General features: G+C 73.7%; 1 protein-coding gene. It reads left to right on the forward strand.

Annotated elements, in window-relative coordinates:
- Positions 1-117: 117 nt before the first annotated feature.
- Positions 118-4,581, forward strand: a 4,464-nt coding sequence (locus tag ABT160_RS46405) for a WXG100-like domain-containing protein (RefSeq protein ID WP_502984428.1), incomplete at its 3' end; no start/stop codon positions are given.

Genomic DNA, 4,581 nt, shown 5'->3' on the forward strand with positions numbered 1-4,581 from the left:
CACAACCCCCGTGGCCGCCGGTCCCGGGGCCCGCGGCGGCGCGGCCGCGTCCGGCTGCCCGCACGCACGACGGGGCGGCACCCGGTGAGCATCAAGGTGTCCCCCGAGGTCAACGCGATGATCTTCATCCTCGCCGGGGAGAAGCTCATCGACGCGGACGAGGACCTCGCCTACGAGAGCCGCAAGCCCTACTCCGGCCTCGGGCGCAAGCTGGAGCGGCTCTCCTCGCTGATCGACAAGTCGATCCACGACATCAGCGAGTCCATGCCGGACGACCTGGCCAAGTCGTACGCGAAGGCCATGGGCGCCCTCATCGACGACGGCGGCAAGAACTACCTCCGCGACTTCGCCGGACAGCTCGACAAGATCGCCGAAGGGCGCCGCAAGACCTCCATGGACATCATGGAGTCCAAGTGGCAGGTCATCGCCGAGGTCATCCGGCTCCTGATCGAGATCGCCATCTACCTGGCGATGTCCTTCTTCACGGGCGGCGCGTCCGCGAGCCAGATCATGATGGCCAAGCTGCGCAGCCGGTTCTTCATCCTCACCACGCTCACCCATCTGCTCCAGCGGCTGCACCTGGCGCCCTCGCTGACCGAGGCGCTCGCCGAGGCGTTCACCACCTTCGCGGTGCGCCTCGCCATGATGAACTTCGCCCCGGACGGCCGCCGCCCCGACGGGTTCGACTGGAACGACATCCTCAAGTCCGCCGCGTTCGGCGCCGCCGCCGGCTTCTTCACCAGCATCTTCGACAGCTTCGCCAAGAACATCGTCAAGAGCTTCGACAACAACCACCTGAAGAACGGCCCCGACCTCGGCTTCAAGGACAAGCCCCACCCGAAGCCCAAGGACGGCCCCGACCTCGACCTGCCGGGCAACGGCCCGAACCACAAGCCGGGCGGCCCCGACCCGCTGCCGGGCGGGGGCAACCCGCCGAAGAACCCCCCGAACAACCGCCCGGAACCCGGCCCCGACCCGAACGGGCCCGGCGGCCTGCGCAACGACCCGCCGGTGAACGTCCGCACGAACCCCTTCTCGTTCCGGACCAACTTCCCCACCAACCACGGCCTGTGGCGCAACAACCAGATCCTGCGCCACAACGCCGACCGGCCCGGCGCGCTCCTCGGGCACTACGGGATCAAGGGCGTCGCCGACTTCGTCGCCGCCGGAGCGGGCGAGTCGGTCGGCGAGATCCTGATCAAGGGCGCCTTCGACGGCGACTGGTCCACCAGCTGGTCCACGTTCGTCGGCGCGGGCGTCAGCAGCAAGGTCGAGTCCGGGCTCAGCAGCATCGCGGTCAACAGCGGCGCCGAACTGCGCAACGCCATCGAGAACCTGCGCAACCAGCCGCCGCCCACCATGTCCGACGGCCGGTCCGGGGACACCTCGGACACCGGCGACGGCTCCGAGCGCACCGACGGGCCCGCGCGCACGGACTCCACGGACGGCTCCGGCTCCGCACTCACCGCACCCCCGCCCGCCACGGTGCAGGGCAACGGCCAGGGAGGCGTCCGGACCACCGGCCAGGGCGACTTCACGGGAGTCGACGCGCCCCCGCCGTACATGTCGCAGGACCCGCCGCCGTACGCCACCGTGGACCCGCCGCCCTACGCCCCGGGCCCCCTGCCGACGACCTCCACCGAGAGCGCGCTCTGGAACCAGGTCCACCATGGCCCCGCCGAAGTGCGCGAGCAGGCGCTGCGCGACCTCGCCGCCCTGCGAGCCGAGCCGCCCACGGCGAACGAGATAGACGTACGGGACCGCTTGCACGGCAACCTGTCGCAGGTGCCCGAGGTACGGGTGGTCGCCGCCGACGACGGACCCGCCGCGCAGATCGACGCCGACAACGTCCGCCGCGCACTCGATGGCTTCGGCACCCCGGTCACGGTCGAGACCCCGCCCGGCGGCGAGGTGCAGCAGGGGCAGACCCCGGCTCCCACGCCCGCGTCGAGCACGAGCAACGGCGCCCGGCCCGGGGGAGTTCCGGCCCCCGGGAGCGGGACGCCGTCACAGACGCAGACGACGGGGCCGCAGGGGGGCCGCACGGAACAGACAGGTCAGACGGACCAGTCCGGTCAGACTGACCCGACGCAGAAGGTCGACCGGTCGGACCACACGGACCAGACGTCGGACACGGAGTCCACGCCGACTCCGGAGCTCGGCACCGCCAAGCCCGGCACGGTCGATGCTCCTGCCGGCACCGGGGACTCCCACGTCAGCGGCTCGGCGAAGGAGCCGAGTGGTTCGGATGATTCCGTCGAGGCGCCCCCGACGCCCCTCACGGTCGTCGTCTCACAAGGCCCGCTCCCCGTCGAGGGCTCCCCGGAGGCCACCGCCCTCCTCGACGGTGCTGCGACCGACCGCGCCGTGGTGCTCGGCCCGGCGACCGTGCCCGACGGAACGACGGCCCCGGTCCGGCCCGCCGTCGAACTCACCCGGCAGGCGCCGGGCGCCCCGGTCACCGTGCGCCCGCTCGCCGGACCGACGCCCATCGCGACCACCGGCGGCACGACGACGACCGGCGGCACCACGACGAACGACGCCCCCGACACACGGAACACCGCCTTCCCGGGCGCGGACGTGCTGCTTCCCCTCGCCGACGCGCTGGGCCCCGCGCCCGCGCCGACGTCCAGCCCGGCCACCCAGGGCACGGTGAAGACCGAAAGCGGCCTGACTCCGATCGCGACCACGTCGTCCACGCCGGTGCTACCCCTGAAGACGGCCCCCGCGCCGGTCCTGGCCGAGGCGGCCACGGAGCTGCACCTGGAGTCGGGTCGGGAGGACGAGCCTCTCCGTACGACCTCGGTGGACGGCTCGCCGCAGGAAGCCGCCCCCTCGCCCAACCCCACCCCCGTACCACCACCTCCGCCGGGCCGGATCGTCGTACGTCCCGCAAACAGCGACCCCGCACCGGACGGAGGAACCCGCCCCACGTCTCCCGGACTGGTCGTCACCACCCTGGCCGGGCACACGATCCCCGTCGCCCAGTTGCGGCGCTGGGTCCCCTCGGCGACGGCGAAGCCCCGCCCGGGTCAGGCGGTCCGGACGCTGACGATCTCGCAGGGCCCGGCCGAGGACGGCACCGCGCGCGCGGAGGCGCGCACGACGCTGCTCGACGCCGACACCTACCGGGGCGTCCGCACTACGTCCACGACCCCGGCCACCGAGACGTCCACTGACCCCACGCAGGAGCCGCCCGCACCCCGTATGGTCTTCACCGGCCCGCCCACCGCGCTCCCGGGCGCGGACACCGACCTGGGCGCCGATTACTACGCGGGCCACGGCACCCCCCGTACGGTCACGCTCGGCACCGACGACGCGGCGCACCCCACGGTGAAGCTCAGCGGCGTGCAGTTCGGCGAGGTGCTCAAGTCCTGGGCGGAGCAGGAGACCCTCGAAGGTCAACAGGGCGACCACGCGCGGCCGTTGGTGCTCTTCTCCTGCGAGACCGGCAAGCAGCCGGAGATCGCCGGACTGCCGGTCGCGCAGCACGTCGCGAACCGGACGGGACGTGCGGTGTACGCGCCGACCTCGGAGGCGGGCACGGCACGCGACAAGGACGGCAACGTCCGTGCGGTCCTCGCCGAGGGGTCCGAGGGGCCCGGCCGGTGGCGGCTCTTCACGCCGGAGCCCGCCGGGGCCGACCTGGAGGCGCTGGCCCGCGAGGCGGGCCTGCACGCCGGGCCGGACCCTGCCGACGCCTTCGCGCTCGCCCGCACCCTCCAGCAGGTCCGCACCTTGCGCGGTGTCTTCGGCCCGGACGCCGAACAACGTCCAGAGGTACGGGAGTTGCTGGGCGCGCTCGCGTACGTGGACGGCCTGCGCTGGCGCAGCCCCGACACGGCCGCCCGCTACGGCGACGGCCGGATGACCCCGGACCTGCTGCACCGCATGGCCCGCGACCACCGCACCGCCACGAGCCCGGACACGGCTGACCCGGACGCCGAGGTCATCCCTGACGACGTGCGCGAATTCCTCATCGGCGCAGGGGAGTTGCGCGAGCAGGACGGGCCGGCCACCACGCTCGACGTACTGTTGCCCGCGCCGCCCCCGCCGCCGCCGGTGCTCCCGCCGACCACCTTGGTGCGGCGCGAGGACGTGGATGGCCTCGCGTACTCCTCCCGCGCCAAGGTCACCTGGTCGCTGTCGCCGGACGTCGCCCTGCCCCTGTCCGACGTCGAGTTGAAGTCCGAGGACACGGCGGAGCTCGTGCGCCGCAGGCCCGACCTCGCGCCCGTGTCCAGCCGCCCGGAGAGCATCGCCGAGGACCTGGCGCTCCTGAGCAAGGGGCCCCTGACGACCGGTCCGACCGGCATCGTGCGTGCCGACGGCCTCGCCTTCCGGCGCCTGCACACCCCGGGCGGCGGCAACTGCCTCTTCCGGTCCCTGCTCGACAGCGCGCGCGGCCAGGAGGTGCCGCCGGCGTGGGCCGCGCGGAACGTGGCCGGGCTGCGCAGCCTGCTCCACGACCGGCTCGCCGGGTCCGAACTCGCGGCGGCGGCTGCCGCCGCGACCCCCGACCCGGGGCTCGCGGTCGGCGACGACCTGCGGGTGTCCGCGCGGGCCGGGGTGCGGGACCCG

The sequence above is a fragment of the Streptomyces sp. NPDC001941 genome, assembly GCF_040296945.1.
Classification (GTDB): Bacteria; Actinomycetota; Actinomycetes; order Streptomycetales; family Streptomycetaceae; genus Streptomyces.